At 73.8% G+C, this 20,729-nt stretch carries 20 protein-coding genes; all 20 read right to left on the bottom strand.

Annotated features, from left to right (window positions below; all coding sequences use genetic code 11):
- Positions 1–3: 3 nt before the first annotated feature.
- Positions 4–303 carry an NADH-quinone oxidoreductase subunit NuoK gene (nuoK, locus tag PHK61_RS07175; protein WP_274190868.1) on the bottom strand — a complete coding sequence of 100 codons (300 nt, stop codon included), beginning with the start codon at positions 301–303 and terminating at the stop codon, positions 4–6.
- Entirely contained in the window at positions 300–1,169 is an 870-nt protein-coding gene (locus PHK61_RS07170; protein WP_274280319.1) for an NADH-quinone oxidoreductase subunit J, read from the bottom strand. The genes nuoK and PHK61_RS07170 overlap by 4 nt, the downstream gene beginning before the upstream one ends.
- A gap of 41 nt (positions 1,170–1,210) precedes the next feature.
- Positions 1,211–1,849, bottom strand: a complete 639-nt coding sequence (nuoI, locus tag PHK61_RS07165; protein WP_274280276.1) for an NADH-quinone oxidoreductase subunit NuoI — start codon at positions 1,847–1,849, stop codon at positions 1,211–1,213.
- The gene (gene nuoH, locus PHK61_RS07160; protein WP_274280318.1) at positions 1,849–3,138 is read right to left on the bottom strand and encodes an NADH-quinone oxidoreductase subunit NuoH; all 1,290 of its coding nucleotides are present in this window, start codon (positions 3,136–3,138) and stop codon (positions 1,849–1,851) included. The genes nuoI and nuoH overlap by 1 nt, the downstream gene beginning before the upstream one ends.
- 23 nt (positions 3,139–3,161) lie before the next feature.
- The gene (locus PHK61_RS07155) at positions 3,162–5,765 is read right to left on the bottom strand and encodes an NADH-quinone oxidoreductase subunit G (protein ID WP_274280275.1); all 2,604 of its coding nucleotides are present in this window, start codon (positions 5,763–5,765) and stop codon (positions 3,162–3,164) included.
- Positions 5,762–7,093 carry an NADH-quinone oxidoreductase subunit NuoF gene (gene nuoF, locus PHK61_RS07150; protein WP_274280274.1) on the bottom strand — a complete coding sequence of 444 codons (1,332 nt, stop codon included), beginning with the start codon at positions 7,091–7,093 and terminating at the stop codon, positions 5,762–5,764. The genes PHK61_RS07155 and nuoF overlap by 4 nt, the downstream gene beginning before the upstream one ends.
- Complete coding sequence (nuoE, locus tag PHK61_RS07145; protein ID WP_274280273.1) at positions 7,090–7,899, bottom strand: NADH-quinone oxidoreductase subunit NuoE; 810 nt, start codon at positions 7,897–7,899, stop codon at positions 7,090–7,092. Before nuoE ends, nuoF begins: the two co-directional genes overlap by 4 nt.
- Positions 7,900–7,923: 24 nt before the next feature.
- Complete coding sequence (locus PHK61_RS07140) at positions 7,924–9,258, bottom strand: NADH-quinone oxidoreductase subunit D (protein ID WP_274280272.1); 1,335 nt, start codon at positions 9,256–9,258, stop codon at positions 7,924–7,926.
- The gene (locus PHK61_RS07135; RefSeq protein WP_420791368.1) at positions 9,255–9,890 is read right to left on the bottom strand and encodes an NADH-quinone oxidoreductase subunit C; all 636 of its coding nucleotides are present in this window, start codon (positions 9,888–9,890) and stop codon (positions 9,255–9,257) included. The genes PHK61_RS07140 and PHK61_RS07135 overlap by 4 nt, the downstream gene beginning before the upstream one ends.
- Positions 9,891–10,086: 196 nt before the next feature.
- Positions 10,087–10,683 (bottom strand): NuoB/complex I 20 kDa subunit family protein, encoded by a 597-nt coding sequence (locus PHK61_RS07130; protein WP_274280270.1) that lies wholly within the window; start codon positions 10,681–10,683, stop codon positions 10,087–10,089.
- 4 nt (positions 10,684–10,687) lie between these two features.
- The gene (locus PHK61_RS07125; protein ID WP_274280269.1) at positions 10,688–11,053 is read right to left on the bottom strand and encodes an NADH-quinone oxidoreductase subunit A; all 366 of its coding nucleotides are present in this window, start codon (positions 11,051–11,053) and stop codon (positions 10,688–10,690) included.
- Between the two features lie 168 nt (positions 11,054–11,221).
- Positions 11,222–12,568, bottom strand: a complete 1,347-nt coding sequence (locus tag PHK61_RS07120; protein WP_274280268.1) for a geranylgeranyl reductase family protein — start codon at positions 12,566–12,568, stop codon at positions 11,222–11,224.
- Positions 12,569–12,791: 223 nt separating this feature from the next.
- Complete coding sequence (locus PHK61_RS07115; protein ID WP_274280267.1) at positions 12,792–13,550, bottom strand: demethylmenaquinone methyltransferase; 759 nt, start codon at positions 13,548–13,550, stop codon at positions 12,792–12,794.
- On the bottom strand, positions 13,547–14,143 hold the full coding sequence (locus tag PHK61_RS07110) for a DUF3592 domain-containing protein (RefSeq protein ID WP_274280266.1): 597 nt from the start codon (positions 14,141–14,143) through the stop codon (positions 13,547–13,549). The genes PHK61_RS07115 and PHK61_RS07110 overlap by 4 nt, the downstream gene beginning before the upstream one ends.
- 23 nt (positions 14,144–14,166) lie before the next feature.
- Positions 14,167–14,652 (bottom strand): monovalent cation/H(+) antiporter subunit G, encoded by a 486-nt coding sequence (gene mnhG, locus PHK61_RS07105; protein ID WP_274280265.1) that lies wholly within the window; start codon positions 14,650–14,652, stop codon positions 14,167–14,169.
- Positions 14,649–14,933: a monovalent cation/H+ antiporter complex subunit F gene (locus PHK61_RS07100; RefSeq protein ID WP_274280264.1), complete on the bottom strand. Its 285-nt coding sequence runs from the start codon at positions 14,931–14,933 to the stop codon at positions 14,649–14,651. Before PHK61_RS07100 ends, mnhG begins: the two co-directional genes overlap by 4 nt.
- On the bottom strand, positions 14,930–15,514 hold the full coding sequence (locus PHK61_RS07095) for a Na+/H+ antiporter subunit E (RefSeq protein ID WP_274280263.1): 585 nt from the start codon (positions 15,512–15,514) through the stop codon (positions 14,930–14,932). Before PHK61_RS07095 ends, PHK61_RS07100 begins: the two co-directional genes overlap by 4 nt.
- Positions 15,511–17,328 carry a Na+/H+ antiporter subunit D gene (locus tag PHK61_RS07090; protein ID WP_274280262.1) on the bottom strand — a complete coding sequence of 606 codons (1,818 nt, stop codon included), beginning with the start codon at positions 17,326–17,328 and terminating at the stop codon, positions 15,511–15,513. The genes PHK61_RS07095 and PHK61_RS07090 overlap by 4 nt, the downstream gene beginning before the upstream one ends.
- Positions 17,325–17,831, bottom strand: a complete 507-nt coding sequence (locus PHK61_RS07085) for a Na(+)/H(+) antiporter subunit C (protein ID WP_274280261.1) — start codon at positions 17,829–17,831, stop codon at positions 17,325–17,327. The genes PHK61_RS07090 and PHK61_RS07085 overlap by 4 nt, the downstream gene beginning before the upstream one ends.
- Positions 17,828–20,683 carry a Na+/H+ antiporter subunit A gene (locus PHK61_RS07080; RefSeq protein ID WP_274280260.1) on the bottom strand — a complete coding sequence of 952 codons (2,856 nt, stop codon included), beginning with the start codon at positions 20,681–20,683 and terminating at the stop codon, positions 17,828–17,830. The genes PHK61_RS07085 and PHK61_RS07080 overlap by 4 nt, the downstream gene beginning before the upstream one ends.
- Positions 20,684–20,729 lie beyond the last annotated feature (46 nt).

Raw genomic sequence — 20,729 nt, 5'->3', positions numbered from 1 at the left:
CCCTTAGTACTTGAGCAGGTTGGCGTCGTCGACCGAGGTCGTCCGGCGCGTGCGGAAGATGGCCATGATGATCGAGAGGCCGACGACGACCTCGGCCGCGGCGACGACCATGACGAAGAAGGCCATGATCTGACCGCCGAGCGACCCGTTGATGCGGGAGAACGTGACGAGCGTCAGGTTCACGGCGTTGAGCATGAGCTCGATGCACATGAACACGACGATCGCGTTGCGGCGCACCAGCACGCCCACCGCGCCGATCGCGAACAGCAGCGCGGAGAGCAGAAGGTAGATCGTGGGGCTCATCGGGCTCCCTCACCCTCGTGCTCGCCCTCGCTGAGGCGGTCGTGGGTGCTGCCGGCGCCGTGACCGTCGCCGTCCCCACCGCGCAGGGCCCGCGCGTCGACCTCGCCGGCGGGACCGCTGTCGGACTGCACGTCGGCGATGTCGGCGTCGAGCCGCTCCCGCCGGGTCGCCTCGATGATCCGCGACAGCGAGGCCGGGGCGACCGAGCCGTCGGGCAGCAGCGCGGGCGTGGCGACAGAGTCGGCGGTCGCGAAGACGCCGGGGCCCGAGCGCGAGCCGTAGCCCGACAGCGGGCCGCGGAGGCGCTCGGTGACCCGCTCGCGCTGGCTGGCCTGCTTGCGGCGGGCCTGGCCGGCGAACGTGTAGACCATGGCGCCGACCGCGGCCGTGATGAGCAGCGCCGAGGTCAGCTCGAAGGGCAGCAGGTAGTCGCGGAAGATGCTCGTGCCGAGCGCCTGGACGTTGCCGCGGGCCTCGGGGCCGTAGGACGGGCCGAGCCCCACCGGCCCGACGGCCGTGAGCGTCTCGGCGACCGCGGCCACCGCGAGCCCGCCCAGCCCGACGCCGAGGACCGCAGCGGCCAGTCGCTGGCCGCGGAGCACCTCGACCACGGAGTCCGACGCGTCGCGCCCGACCATCATCAGCACGAACACGAACAGCATCATGATCGCGCCGGTGTAGACGATGATCTGCGTGAAGCCGAGGAACGGCGCCTGCTGGACCATGTAGAGCACGCCCAGCGAGAGCATCGTCATCACGAGCCAGAGCGCCGAGTGCACGGCGTTCCGCGAGAAGATCATGCCGAGGCCGCCGGCGAGCGCGACCGGGCCGAGGATCCAGAAGGCCACCGACTCGCCGGTGCTCATCTCCCCGCCGCCCGTCACGGGCGCGGCGGCCAGCAGGGCGTTCACCGCTTCTCCCCGGTGGAGGTGACCGAGCTCTGCTCCACGGCCGTGCCCGAGACCCCGTCCTGCGGCGCCGGCTCGCGCGGCGGCACCATCGGGACCTCCTCGCGGACCTGGTCCTGCACGTCGGGGCGCCGCGCCATCTCCGGGCCCTGCACGTAGTAGTCCTGCTCGTCCTCGCCGAGACGCATCGGGTGGGGCGGCTGCTCCATGCCCGGCAGCAGCGGGGCGAGGAGGCGCTCCTTGTCGTAGATCAGGTCCTGGCGGTCGTCGTCGGCGAGCTCGTACTCGTTGGTCATCGTCAGCGAGCGCGTCGGGCACGCCTCGATGCACAGGCCGCAGCCGATGCAGCGCAGGTAGTTGATCTGGTAGATCGCGCCGTAGCGCTCCCCGGGCGAGTAGCGCTCCTCGTCGGTGTTGTCGCCGCCCTCGACGTAGATCGCGTCGGCCGGGCATGCCCAGGCGCACAGCTCGCAGCCGACGCACTTCTCGAGGCCGTCCGGGTGCCGGTTGAGCTGGTGCCGCCCGTGGTAGCGCGGGGCGGTCACCTTCTTCACCCGGGGGTAGTCCTCGGTGACGACCTTGCGGAACATCGTCGAGAAGGTGACGCCGAACCCGGCGACGCCGTCGAACATGCCCATCAGCGGTCTCCTTCCGCGCTCGTTCCTGCGCCCACCGTCTCGCTGTCCTTCTCCTCCGCGCGGCCGGCGGACACCGCGCGCCGGCGACGCTTGGGCGTCGTCGGGACGGCGAGGTCGAGCGGCGGGACCGGGTAGTCGGTGATGACCTGCGGTTCCTTGTCCTCCTCGGGGGGTGCCTGGTCCGGGATCAGCAGCGCCGCGCCGACGAGCACCACCAGCGCGATGCCGCCGACCAGCAGGATCTGGCCGGTCGTGAGCTCGGAGCGCAGCACCCGCAACGTCGCGACGAGCATCAGCCAGACCAGGCTGACCGGGATGAGGAGCTTCCAGCCGAGGCTCATGAACTGGTCGTAGCGCTGGCGCGGCAGCGTGCCGCGCAGCCAGACGTAGACGAACAGGAACGCCAGCGTCTTGCCGAAGAACCAGAGCAGGGGCCACCAGCCCTCGTTCACACCCGGGATCAGCGACAGCGGCCACGGGGCCATCCAGCCGCCGAGGAACAGCGTGGTGGCCACCGCGGACAGGGTGACCATGTTGACGTACTCGGCGAGGAAGAACAGGGCGAACTTCAGCGACGAGTACTCGGTGTGGAAGCCGCCGACCAGCTCGGACTCGGCCTCGGGGAGGTCGAACGGCGCGCGGTTGGTCTCGCCGACCATCGACACCGCGAAGATCACGAAGCTGACCGGGAGCAGCCACACGTACCAGCCGGTCGACTGCGCCGCGACGATGTCCGCGGTCGAGAGCGAGCCGGCGTAGAGCACCACGGCGATGATCGACAGGCCGAGCGCGAGCTCGTAGGAGATCACCTGGGCGGCGCTGCGCAGGCTGCCGAGCAGCGGGTAGGGCGAGCCCGACGCCCAGCCCGCGAGCACGATGCCGTAGACGCCGATCGACGAGCAGGCCAGCACGACCAGCACGCCGACGGGCAGGTCGGTCAGCTGCAGGGCGGTCTGCTCACCGAAGATCGAGACCTCGGGGCCGAGCGGGATCACCGACCACGCGACGAACGCCGGCACCACCGAGAGCACCGGCGCGATGAAGAACACCGCCTTGTCCGCGAGGACCGGGCGGATGTCCTCCTTGAACGCGAGCTTGAGCCCGTCGGCGAGGCTCTGGAGCAGCCCGAACGGGCCGTTCCAGTTCGGGCCCGGGCGCTGCTGCATGCGGCCCACGACCCGGCGCTCGAACCAGATCATGAACAGCGTGATCAGCATGAGCAGCACGAAGATCACGAGGACCTTGACCGCCGTCAGCCAGAACGGGTCGTCCGCGATCAGCGACTGCATGTAGCCCGGCGGGGGGACCGGATTCACGAGGAGCTCCTCTCCGAGGCCCGGCTCCCGCCGGTCAGCCGGGCGGGGCCGCCGTGGGCGAGGCCGAGCCCGGCGAGGGTGACGACCCTGCCGTCGGGGTGCGGGACCCGCGCCGGGGCCCACACCACGTCGTCGGGCAGGTCGGCGATCTCGACCGGGAGGATCAGCGACCCGCGCGGCCCCTCGAGCTCGGCGGGGTCGTCCTGCGCGATGCCGAGGCGCAGGGCCGTCTGCGTCGAGACCCGGAACTTCGGCGGGCGGGCGGTGCCCGCGAGCTCCGGCTCGCCGGCCATCAGCGCGCCGCCGTCGAGCAACTGGCGCCACGTGGCGAGGCGCAGGGCCGGGGCGTGCGTCTCGACGTGCTGCTCCTCCGCGGGCGGCGACGCCGAACGCCGGGACGCCGCGAACAGGGCGTTCGCCGCGTCGCGGGTGCGGTGACCGGCGAGGGCGTCGGCGACGCGGGCGAACTCGGCGGCGGTGGCCTGCGGGGTCTGGGTGAAGAGGTCGACGTCCATCTCGACGGCCAGGGTGTCGAGCACCCGGCAGTCGGGCAGGGTCGTCGCCGCCGTGCCGCCGACCCGGCCCGCCGAGCCGCCGGACGGGTCGATGGTGGTGGTGAAGTGCCGGTCGCGGCCCTCCCAGTTGCGGAAGGACCCCGCCTTGTTGATCACCGGCGCCACCGGCAGCACCACGTCCGCGCGGTCGGTGACCTCGCTGCGGCGCTGTTCGAGGGACACGACGACGTCGGCGGCCTCGAGGGCGCGGCGGGCGAGGTCCGGGTCGGGCAGGTCGTCGAGGGCGACACCGCCGACGACCAGCCCGGCGAGCTCGCCGTCGGCCGTGGCCCGCAGGATCTCGCCGAGGTCGCGCCCGGCGTCGGCGGGCAGCCCGGCCGCGTCGGGGAGGCCCCACGACGACGCCAGCGCCGCGCGGGCCCCGGCGTCGGCGACGGGCGCGCCGCCGGGCAGCACGGTCGGCAGGGCGCCGGCGTCGAGCGCACCCCGCTCGCCGGCCCGCCGCGGGATCCAGGCGACCTTCGCGCCGGTCCGCGCGCCGAGGTCGGCGACCGCGGCGTAGAGCCCGGGCACCTCGGCGGCCCGCTCGCCGACGAGCACCACCGCGCCGGGCTGCGCGAGCCCCGCGGCGACGGCGTCGGGCAGCGTGCCGAGCGCCGCCACCTCGTCACCCGGCGCGCAGCGGACCAGGCGACCGCCGGTCTTCACCACGGCCGGCGTCGACCACTGCGAGAGGTGGTGCACCGCGGTCCCCGTCCGCGCGGCCTTGCGCAGCCGCAGGAAGACGATCGGCGCCTCCTCCTCCGGCTCGAGCGCCACGCACAGCACCGCGGGCGCCTCCTCGAGCGCGCCGAAGGAGACGTGGTCGGGCCCGGTGCCCGCGACCCGGGTACCGAGGAAGTCCAGCTCCTCGTCCGAGCCCACGCGCGCCCGGGCGTCGACGTCGTTGGTGCGCAGCGCGAGGCGGGCGAACTTGGCGTAGGCGTAGCCGTCCTCGACGGTCACGCGCCCGCCGGGCAGCACGCCGACGCCCTGCTTGCGGTGGCCGTCCTCGTCCTCGGGACCCTGCCCGTCGCGGGCGGCGACCAGCAGCTGCGCCGCGCGCTCGAGCGCCTCGGTCCACGAGGTCTCGGTCAGCTCGCCGTCGTCGCCGCGCACCATCGGGCGCAGGAGGCGGTCGGCGGCCTGGGTGTAGCGGAACGCGAACCGGGTCTTGTCGTCGATCCACTCCTCGTTGACCTCGGGATCGTCGCCCGCCAGCACGCGGGTCACCGTCCCGCGGCGCCAGTCGCGGCGGACCGAGGCCCCCGACGCGTCGTGCTCGGAGACGCCCGGGGTCGACACGAGGTCGAACGGCCGCGAGCGGAAGCGGTAGGACGCCGAGGTCAGCGCGCCCACCGGGCAGATCTGGATGGTGTTGCCGGAGAAGTAGGACTGGAAGTCCTCGCCCTCGCCGAAGGCGGTCTCCTCGGTGCCGATCTGCTGGTGCGCGCCGCGCTCGAGCAGCTCGATGAACTGGTCCCCCGCGATCTGGCGAGAGAACCGGGTGCAGCGCTGGCAGAGCACGCAGCGCTCGCGGTCGAGCAGCACCTCGTCGGAGATGGGCAGCGGCTTGGCGAACGTCCGCTTCTCCTCGACGAACCGCGACTCCGCCCGCCCCGACGACATCGCCTGGTTCTGCAGGGGGCACTCGCCGCCCTTGTCGCAGATCGGGCAATCGAGCGGGTGGTTGATGAGCAGCAGCTCCATGACGCCCTGCTGCGCCTTGTCGGCGACCGCGGAGGTCATCTGGGTGTTGACGACCATGTCCTGCGCGACGGTCATCGTGCAGCTGGCCTGCGGCTTGGGCATCTTGCGCCCGCCCATCTCCACCTCGACCAGGCACTGGCGGCAGGCGCCGGCCGGGTCGAGCAGGGGGTGGTCGCAGAAGCGCGGCACCACGATGCCGAGCCGCTCGCACGTGCGGATGAGCAGCTCGCCCTGCGGGGCGTCGACGATCCGGTCGTCGATGGTCAGCCGCACGTGCCCCTCGGGCACGGGCGGGAGGTCGTCCTGGTCCGAGGTCCGCTCCGGGGCCTGGGTCATGCGCTGGCTCCGCTCAGTTCCACGATGCGGTCGACCTCGGGGTGGCGGCGCTGCGCCTGGCAGAGGTCGACGAACTCCTGCCGGAAGTACTTGATGCCGCTGGTGATCGGCGAGACCGCGCCGTCGCCGAGGGCGCAGAAGGAGCGGCCGAGGACGTTGTCGCAGACGTCGAGCAGCGTGTCGATGTCGGCCTCGGTGCCCTCGCCGTCGACCATCCGGCGCAGGATGCCGGCGAGCCAGTAGCAGCCCTCGCGGCACGGCGTGCACTTGCCGCACGACTCGTGCTCGTAGAACTCGGTCCACTTCATGACCGCCCACGGCACCGACACGGTCTCGTTGAAGATCATGAGCGCGGTGGTGCCCAGCATCGAGCCGGCCTCGGTGGCGCCCTCGAAGTCCAGCGGGACGTCGAGGTGCTCGTCGGTCAGCAGCGGCGTCGACGAGCCGCCCGGCGTCCAGAACTTCAGCGGGATGCCGTCCTTCATGCCCCCGGCGAGCTCGAGGAGCTGGCGCAGCGTCGTGCCCAGGGGCGCCTCGTACTGGCCGGGACGCTCGACGTGCCCGGACAGCGAGTAGATCTTCGGGCCGGGCGAGCGCTCGCGGCCCATCGTGCGGAACCAGTCCTTGCCGCCCGCCACGATCGACGGGACGGTCGCGATCGTCTCGACGTTGTTGACGACCGTCGGCGCGGCGTAGAGGCCCGCGGTGGCGGGGAACGGCGGCTTGAGGCGCGGCTGGCCGCGGCGGCCCTCGAGCGAGTCGAGCAGCGCGGTCTCCTCGCCGCAGATGTACGCGCCGGCGCCGGCGTGCACGACGATGTCGAGGTCGAAGCCGCTGCCGTGGATGTTCTTCCCGAGGTGGCCCGCGTCGTACGCCTCGCGCACCGCGGCGTGCAGGCGCCGGATGCAGTGCACGATCTCGCCGCGCACGTAGATCACGCAGTAGTGCGCGCGGATCGCCCAGCTCGTGATGATGCAGCCCTCGATGAGCGAGTGCGGGTCCGCCATCATCAGCGGGGTGTCCTTGCAGGTCCCGGGCTCGCCCTCGTCGGCGTTGATGACGAGGTACTTGGGCTTGGCCGCCGGGCCGGTGGGCTCCTCGCCGGGCTTCGCCTGCGGGATGAAGCTCCACTTCATGCCGGTCGGGAACCCGGCGCCGCCGCGGCCGCGCAGGCCGGAGTCCTTGACCAGCGCGATGAGGTCGTCCGGGAACGTCTGCAGCGCGGTGTCCAGGGCCGCGTAGCCGCCGAGCTCGGTGTAGTGGCGCAGCGTCCACGACTCCGGGCCGAGCCAGCGCTTGGTCAGGACCGGGGTGAGGGGGTCGGTCATGCGTTCTCTCCCTCGTCGGGCACGGGCGGGGCGGTCCAGCCCCGCTCCTCGGCGAGCCGGGCGCCGGCCAGGCTCTCGTCGGCGGCCGACGGGCCGGAGACGGCGTCGAGCCCGCCGACGGCCGGGTCGTCGAAGAACCCGGCGAGCAGCAGCTCCACCGAACGGAAGTCGGTCAGCGGGGCGCCACGGGTCGGGTGGGGCTTCTCCCCGCGGCGCAGCGCGTCGACGATCTCGAGGGCCGAGTCGACGGTCTGCTTGTCGAAGAACTCGTAGTCGACGGTCAGCACCGGGGCGAGGTCGCAGGCCGCGAGGCACTCGGCGTGCTCGAGCGTCGCCGTGCCGTCGGCGCTGGTCTGCTCGTGCCCCAGCGGCCGTCCGTTCTCCCCGAGACGCTCGCCGACGGCCCGGTAGATGGCGTCGCCGCCCAGCGCCGCGCACAGCGTGTTGGTGCAGACGCTGACGAGGTGGCGCCCGGCGGGCTCGCGCTTGTACATCGTGTAGAAGGTCGCGACCGCCGAGACCTCCGCGGTCGTGATCTCCAGGGCCTCCGCGCAGAACGCGATGCCGGCGCGGGACACGTGGCCCTCGACGTGCTGGACGAGGTGGAGCAGCGGCAGCAGCGCCGAGCGCGGCTCGGGGTAGCGGGCGATGATCGCCGCCGCCCGGTCGCGCACCCCGTCGAACACCGAGATGCCGACGGCCGAGAGCGCCGCGTGCTGCGCGGTGGTGCCGCCGGCCTCGTCGATGGCGTGCTCGGGCTCGCTCGGCGGCGTGGCCGGCGCCCCCGGTCCGAGCGTCCTAGACATGGGTCCGCTCCGCTTGGTGTCCCATCATCGGTCACAACCCCCCATCACGGGATCCAGCGAGGCGAGCGCGGCGATGACGTCGGAGACCATCCCGCCCTCGGACATGGCGGGCGCCGCCTGCAGGTTGACGAAGCTGGGGTCGCGCAGGTGGACCCGCAGCGGGCGGGTGCCGCCGTCGGAGACCAGGTGGGCCGACAGCTCGCCGCGCGGCGACTCGATCGGCACGCAGGCCTGCCCCGCCGGGACCTTGAAGCCCTCGGTGACCAGCTTGAAGTGGTGGATCAGGGACTCCATCGACTGGCCCATGATCCGGCGGACGTGCTCGAGCGAGTTGCCCATGCCGTCGGCGCCGATCGACAGCCGCGCGGGCCAGGCGATCTTCGCGTCCTCGACCATCACCGGGCCGGGCTCGAGGCGCTCGAGGGCTTGCTCGATGATCCGCAGCGACTGGCTCATCTCCTCCACCCGCAGCAGGTAGCGGGCGAAGCTGTCGGCGGCCGTGTCGGTGGGGACCTCGAACTCGTAGTGCTCGTAGCCGAGGTAGGGCTCGACCTGGCGCAGGTCCCAGGCGAGCCCGGCCGACCGCAGGATCGGGCCGGTGACGCCGAGCGCGAGGCAGCCGTCGAGCGGCAGGTAGCCGACGCCCTCGAGGCGCTGGCGCCAGATGCGGTTGCCGGTGAGCAGCTTGTGGAAGCCGGGCAGCCGCCCGCGCATGACCTCGACGAACGAGCGGATGCGCTCCTCGTAGCCCTCGGGCAGGTCCTGCACGACCCCGCCGGGGCGGACGAACGCGTGGTTCATGCGCAGGCCGGTGAGGAACTCGAGCAGGTGCAGGACCTCCTCGCGCTCGCGGAAGCCGTTGGTCATGCCGGTGAGCGCGCCGAGCTCCATGCCGCCCGTCGCGAGGGCGACGAGGTGCGAGCCGATCCGGTTGATCTCCATGAGGAGCACGCGGATCGTCGCGGCACGCTCGGGCACCTCGACGCCGAGCAGGCGCTCGGTCGAGAGGCAGTAGGCGGTCTCGTTGAACAGCGGGGCGAGGTAGTCCGCGCGCGTCACGAAGGTGACGCCCTGGGTCCAGGTGCGGTACTCGCAGTTCTTCTCGATGCCCGTGTGCAGGTAGCCGATGACGAGACGGGCGTCGGTGACGACCTCGCCCTGCAGCTCCAGCACCAGCCGCAGCACGCCGTGCGTGGACGGGTGCTGCGGGCCCATGTTGATGACGATGCGCTCGTCGCCGGCGGTCTGGTCGACCATCTCGTCCCAGTCGCCACCGGTGACCGTGTAGACGGTGCCCTCGGTGGTCTCGCGACTGGTCGCGGCGTACGGGTCCTGGGTCGTCTGGTCGGACGTGGTCACGTGTACGCCCTCCGCTGGTCGGGCGGCGGGATCTCCGCGTCGTGGTACTCCACGGGGATGCCGCCGAGCGGGTAGCTCTTGAGCTGCGGGTGGCCGTTCCAGTCGTCGGGCATGAGGATCCGGGTCAGGCTCGGGTGGCCCTCGAAGACCACGCCGAACATGTCCCAGGTCTCGCGCTCGTGCCAGTCGGCCGTCGGGTAGATGTCGACCAGCGACGGGCAGCGCGCGTCGTCGAGCTCGAGGGCGATCTCGAGGCGCAGCCGGCGGCGGTAGGTCATCGACAGCAGGTGGGTCACGACGTGCAGCTGCTGCGGCACGCCCTCGCCGTAGTCGACGCCGGAGACGCCCGAGCAGAACTCGAAGCGCAGCGCCGGGTCGTCGCGCAGGGTGCGGGCGAGGCGCACCAGGTGCTCGCGGTCGACGTACCAGGTCATCTCGCCGCGGTCGACGGTCACCTGGTGCACGCAGGTGTCGAAGTCGGCCCCGCCGTCGTCGGCCAGGGCCGCGGCCGCCTCGTCGGCGACCTCGTCGAACCAGCCGCCGTAGGGCCGCTCGGCGGGGGCCGGGGCGTAGCCGGGCAGGCGCAGGCCGCCGAAGCCCGACGTGTCGCCGGAGCCCTGGATGCCGAACATGCCCTCGCGGGCCCGCCCCGCGGCGGAGCCGCTGACGTCGCGGCGCGCGATCTCCTGCGGGCCGAAGGCCGTGCCGGCCGAGCCGGGGTTCGACGCGCCCGTGGGGCCGCTCGCGCCGCCGGCGCCCGTCCCGGGCGTCTCGGGCTTCTCGGTGTTCTCGTCCCGGCTCGAGCTCCGCTTCGCTGCGTCTCCCGCGTCACCAGACATGCTCGGCCTTCACCTCCCCCGTCTTGCGGTCCTTCTTGGCGTACTTCTCCGACGAGGGCAGCAGCTCGAGCTTCTCGCCCTGGGCCCGGCGCTCGGCGGCGAGCTCGGCGCGCACCGGCCCGAGCGGCTCGTTCTGGATCTTCTGGTGGAGCTTGAGGATCGCGTCGATGAGCATCTCCGGGCGCGGCGGGCAGCCCGGCAGGTACATGTCGACGGGCACGACGTGATCGACGCCCTGGACGACCGCGTAGTTGTTGAACATCCCGCCCGACGACGCGCAGACGCCCATGGCGAGCACCCAGCGGGGCTCGGCCATCTGGTCGTAGATCTGGCGCAGGACCGGGGCCATCTTGTTGGTGACGCGGCCCGCGACGATCATCAGGTCGGCCTGGCGGGGGCTCGGGCGGAACACCTCCATCCCGAAGCGGCCGAGGTCGTAGCGCGGGGCGCCCGAGGTCATCATCTCGATCGCGCAGCAGGCCAGCCCGAAGGTCGCCGGCCACAGCGAGGCCTTGCGTGTCCAGTTGACCAGGCTCTCGACGCTGGCCAGCACGATCCCGTTCGGGAGCTTCTCTTCCAGTCCCATGCTTCTAGCTCCAGTCCAGCCCGCCGCGCCGCCACACGTAGGCGTAGGCGAAGGCGACGGTCGCGACGAACAGCACGATCTCGACCAGGCCGAACAACCCGAGCGCGTCGATGTTCACCGCGAACGGGTAGAGGAAGACCATCTCGATGTCGAAGAGGATGAACAGCATCGCGGTGAGGTAGTAGGCCACCGGGATGCGGCCGCCGCCGGCGATCGGCTGCGGCGACGGCTCGATGCCGCACTCGTAGGAGTCGAGCTTCGCGCGGTTGTAGCGGCGCGGGCCGATGAACGGTGCGGCGGTGACGGAGAACAGCCCGAACGCGGCCGCGAGCACGAACATGACGATGAGCGGGACGTAGAGGTCCAGCATCGTCGTCTCCTTCCTCCCCGGTGCAGCGTCGGGAGTTCGGGTGGTGGTGGGGCCCACGGACGGGGCCACGTGGTGGATCACGCTCGGCGGGCGGACGCCGACCTTAATGAGGACGGTGCTCCCGTGCCCTGATCAGGGCGTCCTAACCCGCGCTGCTCGGGCGGCTCCTCAGGCCGCCGCGGACTCCCCCTTCCGCCGGCCGGGGTCCGACGGTCCGTCGGACAGCGGCGGCACCAGCCGCAGGGCGAGCTCGAGCACGCGGTCGCCCGCGTCCCCGTCCCGTCCGTCGGTGAGCCCCGCGAAGAGCCGGAGGGCGGCACCCATCACGCGGCGCCGCGGGAGCCCGAGACGCAGCGCGTGGTGCATGAACCGCGGCCGGCCCAGGGCGCCGGCCGCCCGGTTGCCGATGCGGTAGTAGCCGCCGAGCTCGCGGCGGACGGCCGTCGGGTACGCGCCGAGAGCCCGCTCGCGGGAGGGGCCCTCCGGCCGCGCCATCGCCTGCACGACGCACTCGGCGGCGAGCGCGGCGGACTGCAGGGCGTAGGCGATGCCCTCGCCGCTGAACGGGTTGACCATCCCTCCGGCGTCGCCGACGAGCACGAGACCGTCGCGGTAGACCGGCGTGCGGCTCAGGCCCATCGGCAGCGCGGCACCGCCGATCGGGCCGGCCGCGTTCTCCTCGCGCAGGCCCCACGCGGCGGGCAGGCCGTCGAGCCAGGAGCGCAGCATGGCGCGGTAGTCGCGCTTGTCGCTCTGCTGCGTGGCGAGGACGCCGAGACCGACGTTGGCGGTGCCGTCACCCATGCCGAAGATCCAGCCGTAGCCGCCATGGAGGTCGCTGCCGACGCCGGGCCGGTCGTGCAGGCCGAGGTGGGTCTCGAGGTAGGCGTCGTCGTGGCGCGGGCTCGTGTAGTAGCGGCGGACGGCGACGCCGAGCGGGCGGTCGTCGCGCTTGGCGATGCCCAGGCTCAGCGCGGTGCGGGCGCCGACGCCGTCGCAGGCGACGACGAGGGGCGCGCGGAAGCCCACGGGCGTGCGCTCGGGCCCGCGGCGCGCCTCGACGCCGGTGACGCGTCCGGTGCGCTCGTCGCGGGTCGCCCCGGTGACCGAGACGCCCTCCTCGACGCGGGCGCCGGCGGCGCGGGCGTGGTCGGCGAGCATCTGGTCGAAGTCGCGGCGCGGGCGCACGAGGCCGTAGGCGGGGTAATGGGCGAGCTCGGGCCAGTCGAGCTCGACGCTCGCGCCGCCGCCGACCACGCGCAGGCCGCGCTGGTGGCGCCAGCCGGCCTCCTCGCGGGTGTCGACGCCGAGGTCGACGAGCTGCTTCACCCCGCGCGGCGTGACCCCGTCGCCGCAGACCTTCTCGCGCGGGAACGTCGCCTTCTCGAGCACGAGGACGTCCAGGCCGGCGCGCGCCAGGTAGGTCGCGACCGTGGAGCCGGCGGGCCCGGCCCCCACGACCACGACGTCGGCGTCGCCGTCGGGGCTGCGGCGCGCTCCGGTGGTGGCGGACACGGCGACACTGCTCCTTGTGAATCCGTTCACTAGCTCGGTACGGGGGAGTCTAGGGATCGCGTGGCGAGAACGCCCGCCGAGGGTGGTTTGGATCCGGTGGCGAGCGGTCATCGGGACGCGATCCCCGGCGTGTCGCGCCCGCGAGGATGTGGCGATCCTGGCGTGGGACACCAGCGCTGCCGCATCGCTCGCACCCCCCGGGTGCGGTCCCGGTCCCGGGTGCTTAGGAGGGCCTGGTGGCCGTGTGGAGGGCGACGATGCCGCCGGAGAGGTCGCGCCAGGCGACCGAGCGCCAGCCCGCCGCGGCGATCCGCTGCGCGAGGGCCGCCTGGTCGGGCCAGGCGCGGATCGACTCGGCGAGGTAGACGTAGGCGTCCGGGTTGGAGCTGACCGCGGTCGCCACGCGGGGCAGGGCGCGCATGAGGTAGTCGGTGTAGAGCCGGCGGAACGGCGCCCACGTCGGGCGCGAGAACTCGCAGACCGCGAGCGTGCCGCCGGGGCGGGTGACGCGGGCGAACTCGGCGAGCGCCGCGTCGACGTCGACGGTGTTGCGCAGGCCGAACGAGATCACGACGGCGTCGACCGAGGCGTCGGGCACCGGCAGGTGCAGCGCGTCGGCGGCGACGAAGGGCAACCCGGCCGTGGCCGGTCGCGCGCGCCCCGTACGCAGCATGCCGAGCGAGAAGTCGGTGGCCAGGCAGCGCGCCCCGGTGCGGGCGAGCTCGACGGTCGACACCCCGGTGCCGGCCGCGACGTCGAGCACCACGTCACCGGGACCGACCGCCAGCGCCGCGCGGGTCGCCCGGCGCCACCGGACGTCCTGGGCGAACGAGAGCACCGTGTTGGTGAGGTCGTAGCGCGCGGCGACCCCGTCGAACATGCGGGCCACGGCGCGCGGGTCGCGGTCGAGCTCGGCGCGGGTGCCCCGGGACGCGGAGCGCAGCGGAGACGGACCCGTCGATCTCCTCCGGAAAGCGTTCACCGGGGCACCGCCCCGGCCATCTCCGGCTCGCCGTCCTCGTGCTCGTCGGTGCGGGTCGCCGCCCGGTCGCTGCGCCACCGCGCGGCGGACGCGGCGGCCTCGCGGCGGCGCCGCCGGGCGCGGGCGAGCGCCCACGCGGACGGGCCCACGACGGCCCACAGCACGAGCAGGCCGAGCAGCACGGGCACGAGGCCCTCGGTCCAGGTCCGCCCGCCGACGCGGACGAGCTCGGGGTCGGTGCGGTCGTACTCGACCTCGACGAGCTGGCCCGGCTCGAGCCCGCGCGGGTAGAACACGCCCTTCTCGGGGGTGAGCACCGCGCCCTCGACCGTGGTGAACCGGACGTAGACGTGCGGGCGCGACCCGCCCTCGAGCACCTCGGCGACGGCGTCGCCCCGCGCGGCGTCGATGTGCGCGTCGTTGCGGGCGGCGGCCACGAGCACGAGAGCGAGCAGCACGCTGACCACGACGCCCACCACGACCACGATCTCCGGCGCCCGCCGGCCGGCCGGGCGGATCAGCTCCAGGGCGTCGGCGAGGAACGGCGCGACCCGCGCACGGGCCCGCCGCACGAGCGCGCGCAACCAGGTCACCACGCCGATTCTAGGGAGCCGCCTCACGCCCCCTCCGGCCGCCCGCCGCCCCGGGGCGCCGGGACGTCGGTGTCCTCCGCGTCCCCGGGTGCGTCCGGGTCCTCGGTGTCGGGCTCGTCGGGCTCGGGGCGGTCCGGGCCCGGGTCCGCGGTGTCCGGGGTGTCCACCAGCTCGTCGACGTACAGCAGGTCGCGGCGCACCCCGTCACCGCGGTGGGCGAGCCGGCCGACGACGTGCGCGGTCACCGGCGCCGTGACGAGCTGGAACGCCCCGACCAGCACGAGCATCCAGACGTCGACGCTGGTCCGCAGGTGCAGCGCGCCCCCGATCACCACGAGCAGCAGCCCGAGGACCTGCGGCTTCGTCGCGGCGTGCATGCGGCTGAGCACGTCGGGCAGGGAGAGCAGGCCGATCGAGGCGACGAGGGTCAGCAGCACCCCGAGCACGATCGCGACCGTGCCGATCGCGTCCAGCGTCACCGCGAGGCCGTCCCGGCTGCCGGCGCTCACCGGTCGGTCCCCCGGCGCACGAAGCGCGCCACGGTGGTCGAGCCGAGGAACCCGACCAGGCTGATCGCCACCACCACCGGGACGAGCGCGGAGTCGCCGGTCAGCGCGGCGTAGACGACGAGCCCGCAGAGGAACTCCGCGACCAGCACGTCGAGAGCGACGAGCCGGTCGAGCCCCGTGGGGCCGCGCAGCAGGCGCACGACCACGAGGAGCGCCGAGATCCCGAGCAGGACGAGGCAGACGACGAGCACGGCGTCGAGCAGGGCGGGCAGTCCGGTCACGGGATCTCCTCGGACGGGGCGCCGGCGGCCGGGGGACGACCCAGCGCCTCGACCAGGTCGGTCTCCAGGACGGCGACCTGCGTCCGGAAGGCGGCGACGGCCTCGGCGTCGTCGGCCCCCAGGACGTGCGCGTAGATCGTGCGCTCCTGCGGGCGGGCCTCGATGACGACGCTGCCGGGCACCAGCGAGAGCATCCCGACCGCCATCGCCATGACGAACTCCGACGACGACGCGAGGCGGACCGCGACGACCGAGCTGCGGATCGGCGGGCCGGGGCGCAGCGCCTCCAGCGACTGCCGGGCCACCTGGACGCTCGACACGAGGAGGTCGGCGACGAACCGGCGCACGGTGCGCAGCGTCGCCCCCGGGCGCAGCCAGTTCCGCCCGGGTGCGGGCGGCAGCGGGAACACCAGCAGCACGACGAGGGCCACGACGAGCCCGCCGAGCACGTTGGCCCAGGAGAACGTGCCCCACAGCAGCACCCAGACCAGCACGAGCCAGACCACGGGGACCGCGCGGCGCAGGAGGCCGCCGCTGTCGGGCGGGGCGGGCCGCGGCGGGACGGGGGTCCGGTCGGTCATCGCGCCACCCGGTCGTCGACGGTCTGGGCGAACACGGCCTGGATGTATGGGGTGCGCGCGACGAGGTCGTCGGCGGCCTGGTCGGCGACCGCGTAGAGCGGGCCCGCGACCACGGTCAGGGAGAGCCCGAGGGCGACCAGCGCGCCCGTGGCGCCGGCCATGACCTTGGGCAGCCGGCTCGACACCCGCTCGCCCGGGGCGCCCAGGAGCCGGCCGCTGAGCATCGGGGCGCCGTCGGCGGGGGCGAGGCGGGCGACCGGCCAGTCGACCTCGGCGCCGGTGTTCGCCTCCTGGCGCGCGATGGTGCGCGCCGTGCCGGCACGCACCCCGGTGAGGGTGCCCGTCCGCGGCGCGGGGGCGCCGGGCAGGCCGCCGTCGCGGGAGGGCCGGCCGGCGCCGTCCTCCTCGTCCTCGTCGCCGTACTCGTCCTCGCTCTCGGCGGTCTCGTCCGGCACCTCCGGGACCGGGATCTGCTCGGCCGGGCGCCAGAACGCGAGCACCCAGACCTTGGTGACCGCGTAGAGCGTCAGCAGGCTGGTCAGCACCGCGACGGCCACGAGGATCCACGCGAGCGCGGAGCCGTCGACGACGCCGGCCTGGACCAGCCCGAGCTTGCCCACGAAGCCCGACAGCGGCGGGATGCCGCCGAGGTTGATCGCCGGCACGAACCACAGCACGGCGAGCACCGGCGAGGCCCTCATCAGCCCGCCCAGGCGGGTCACCGACGTCGAGCCGCCGACCCCCTCGATGAGGCCCACCACGCAGAACAGCGTGGCCTGCACGGTGATGTGGTGGACGACGTAGAACACGGCACCGGCCACGCCGAGCGGCGTCGCGAGCGCGATCCCGAAGATCATGTAGCCGATGTGGCTGACCAGCGTGAACGACAGGATCCGCTTGATGTCGGCCTGCGCGATCGCGCCGAGCGCCCCGATCACCATGGTCAGCCCGGCGGCCACGAGCAGGATCGTCTGCGTGACCTCCGAGTCCGGGAAGATCAGCGTCTCGGTGCGGATGATCGAGTAGACGCCGACCTTGGTGAGCAGGCCGGCGAACACCGCGGTGACCGGGGCGGCGGCGGTCGGGTAGCTGTCGGGCAGCCACGCCGAGAGCGGGAAGACCGCGGCCTTGATGCCGAACGCCGTGAGCAGCACGAGGTGGATCGCGAGCGCCGTGCCCGGGGGCACCTGCTCCATGCGCAGGGAGATCTGCGCGAGGTTCAGCGTCCCGACCGCGGCGTAGACCAGCGCGATGCCGACGAGGAAGACCAGCGAAGACACCACGTTGACGACGACGTAGGTGATGCCGGCGCGCACCCGCGAGCGGCTCCCGCCCAGGGTCAGCAGCACGTAGCTCGCCATGAGCAGGACCTCGAACCCCACGTAGAGGTTGAACAGGTCCCCGGACAGGAACGCGTTGGCGACGCCCGCCGCGAGCACGAGATAGGTCGGGTGGAAGATCGTGATCGGCGTGGCCTCGTCGCGGTCGTAGACGCCCTGGCCGATCGCGTAGACGAGCACGGCGAGCGTCACCGTCATCGACGTGAGCAGCATCAGCGCCGAGAGCGGGTCGACCACGAGCGTGATGCCCAGCGGCACCGGCCACGACCCGACCGTCACGACGATCGGCCCGTTCTGCACGGCCGCGACGAGCAGCAGCGCGGCGATGACCACCACGACCGCGAGGACGACCACCGAGAGCGCGCGCTGCAGCGTCGGGCGCCGGGAGAGCACGAGCGTCGCGCCCGCACCGAGCAGCGGCAGCAGCACCGGCAGCGGGATGATGGTGGCGAGCAGGCTGGACCCGGGGTTCATCGGGTGGCCTCCCCGGCGGCGGTCGTGGCCCGGGCGGGGGCGGGCGCGGACCCGGCGTCCTGGTCGTCGGGGTCCTCGGGGTCGGTGTCCGAGGTGTTCTCGCACCCGGTGGTGTCGAGTTCCTCCTCGTCCTCCTGCTCCCCCCGCTCGAGGCGCCGGCGCACCGAGCGGTCCTCGACGTCCTCGGTGAGGTCGTCCTCGCGCTCGAGGGTCCAGGTGCGGTGAATGAGGGCCAGCAGGAACGCCGTCACGCCCAGGGTGATGACGATCGCGGTGAGCACCAGGGCCTGGACCAGCGCGTCGCTCATCTCCGCCTCCGGCGCCGTGCCGACGAGCGGCGGGGCGCCCGCGCGGCCCCCGGCCACGATGACGAGCACGTTGGTGGCGTTGCCGAGCACCAGGATGCCCAGCAGGACGCGCGTGAGGCTGCGCTCGAGGATCAGGTAGACGCCCGCGGCGTAGAGCACCCCGATGAGGGCGAGCAGCACGATCGGCGAGGTCACGACGGCACCTCCTGCCGTGTCACGGCGGCGGCGCGCCGTCGGTCGAGCTCCGCGCCGAGGCTGCGCAGCACGTCGAGCACGAGCCCGACGACGACCAGGTAGACGCCGATGTCGAAGATCAGCGAGGTCACGAACTTGACGTCCCCGAGCACCGGGAGGGTCGCCTCGACGACCGCGGTCTGCAGGACCTCGCCGCCGAGCAGCAGCGCCCCGACCCCGGTGCCGCCGGCGAAGAGCAGCCCGAGCCCGAGCAGCACGCCGGCGTCCACCGGCACCGCCTCGCCGAGCTCGTAGCGTCCGCCCGCGACGTAGCGCACGACGAGCGACAGGCCCGCCACGAGCCCGCCCGCGAACCCGCCGCCGGGCGCGTTGTGGCCGGCGAACAGGAAGTACAGGGAGACGACCATCATCGTCGGGAAGACCAGGCGGGTGACCACCTCGAGCAGCAGTACGCGGTCGTCGTCGCCGCGGCGGGCCGACCGCAGCCAGCCGCCGGCCCGCGTGGTCGGGGTGACCACGGGCTGGGGCTCGCCGCGGGGCGGCGCACCCGAGCGGCGGTGCAGGAACACGAGGCTGGCGACGCCGGTGGCGGCGGCGACGATCACCGACAGCTCGCCCATCGTGTCCCAGGCGCGGATGTCGACCAGGGTCACGTTGACGACGTTCGCCCCGGCCCCGAAGCCGTAGGCCTGGGCGGGGTACGCCGCCGACACGGCGGGCGCGTTGCGGGCGGCGAGGGCGACCGCCCCGAGCCCGGCCATCAGCAGCCCGACCGGCACCGCGACGATGAGGCGCCGCACGCGCCGGCGCGGGGTGTCGCGGTCGGCGATGTCGCGCGGCAGCGTGCGCAGGACGAGCACGACGACCACGAGCGTCGCCGTCTCGACCAGGGCCTGGGTGAGCGCGACGTCGGGCGCCCCCGCGAGCGCGAAGATCAGTGCGGTCGCGTACCCGACGCCGCCGACGATGAGGACGGCTCCGAGCCGCCGGCGCACGCGGGTGGCGACGATCGCGCACGCGGCACCGATGACGGCCGCGAGCACCTGGAACGGCGAGTCCGCGAGCCGGTCGATCCGGACCTCGCCGAGCTCGGGCCCGACCAGCAGCACCAGGCCCGGACCGATCACCAGGACCGCGAAGACGGTCGAGAGGATCCACGGCAGCGACCCGCGCTGGGTGAGCGCGGTGACGCGCAGCGAGGTGTTCTCCAGGGCGTGGACGACCCCGCGCCACGTGATCTCCGCGCGGACCCCGGCCAGCGGGTGGCGGGCGGTCAGGCGCGCGCTGACCCGCGGCAGGCCGACCACGAAGCCCAGCGCCACGGCGAGCACCGAGAGGCCCAGCGCGAGCCCGAGCGAGGGGATCAGCGCCAGCTCGAAGAGCACCGGGTAGGTCACGGGCAGCGTGTCGGCGTAGGGCAGGAGCAGGGGCGCGAGGCCCGAGACCCCGAAGCCCGCGACGAGCCCGCCGATGCCGAGCAGGACGGGCGCCGCAGAGAACAGGACGCCCGGCGCCTGCCAGCGCACCTCCTCGACGCCCGGCTTGCGCCAGAACGCGCCCCAGACGAACCGCGTGCTGTAGCCGACGGTGAGCACCGACCCGAGCACCACGAGCACGAGCAGCGGCACGGCCGCCGGCCCGTAGGCGTCGTGCAGGAACGCCTCGAAGGCGCCCTCCTTGGTGACGAACCCCAGCAGCGGCGGCAGCCCCGCCATCGACGCCGCACCCAGGACGCCGGCGGTGGCCAGCACCGGGGCCCGGCGCCCGAGGCCGGAGAGCTCGCGCAGGTCACGGGTGCCGGCACGGCGGTCGATGACGCCGACGACGAGGAACAGGCAGGCCTTGAACAGCGCGTGGGCCACGACCAGGCCGAGCGCCGCGAGCGCCGCGTCCCGGGTGCCGGCCCCGGCGAGCAGCACCATGAACCCGAGCTGCGACACGGTGCCGTGCGCGAGGACGAGCTTGAGGTCGTGCTGGCGCAGGGCCTGGATGCCGCCCAGCAGCATGGTCGTGACCGCGAGCGTGGCGACCAGCGGGCGCCAGGGCTCGACGTCGGCGAGCCCCGGGGCGAGGCGCAGCACGAGGTAGACGCCGGCCTTCACCATGGCCGCGGCGTGCAGGTAGGCGCTGACCGGCGTCGGGGCCGCCATCGCCGAGGGCAGCCAGAAGTGGAACGGGACGAGCGCGGACTTGGTGATCGCCCCGACGAGCACGCAGACGACGCCGGCGGTCAGCGCCGCGGGGGTGGCCGCGGGGCCGGTGAAGTAGGCGACGAGGTCGGAGAGCCGGGACGTCCCGGCGGCCTCGGCGAGGACCACCAGCCCGACGAGCATCGTCAGCCCGCCCGCGGCGGTGACGACGAGCGCCTGCACGGCCGCCGCGCGGCTCGCCCGCTTGGTCGCGTCGTGGCCGACGAGCAGGAACGAGAAGACGGTCGTGAGCTCCCAGCACACGTAGAGCACGAACACGTCGTTCGACCAGACGAGCGCGAGCATCGCGCCGGCGAAGGCCGTGAGGACGCCGGCGAAGCGCCCGAGCCCGCGGGCCCCGGCCGGGAAGTACCGCGCGCAGTACAGGAGCACGAGCGCGCCGACCCCGGTGACCAGCAGCGACACCGTGGCCGCGAGCGCGTCGAGGCGCATCGCGATGTCGATCCCGAGGGCCGGGATCCAGGACACCTGCTCCTCGACCGGCATCCCGGCGACGACCCCCCCGGGGAGCTGGGCGAGGATCCACGCGAAGGCGGCCGCCGGGACGAGCGCGAGCACGAGGAACGCGCGCCGGTCGAGCACCCGGACGAGCGCGGGCGCGGCCAGCGCCGCCACCGCGTGCGCCACCACCAGCACCAGCACGCCTGCCGCACTCCCGTCGTCGCCGTGGTCGCCCCGCCCGAGGCGG

This window comes from Actinomycetospora lutea, assembly GCF_028737205.1.
GTDB lineage: Bacteria > Actinomycetota > Actinomycetes > Mycobacteriales > Pseudonocardiaceae > Actinomycetospora > Actinomycetospora lutea.
Note: the sequence above shows the minus strand (reverse complement) of the source record. Positions and strands in the feature narration are given on the sequence as shown.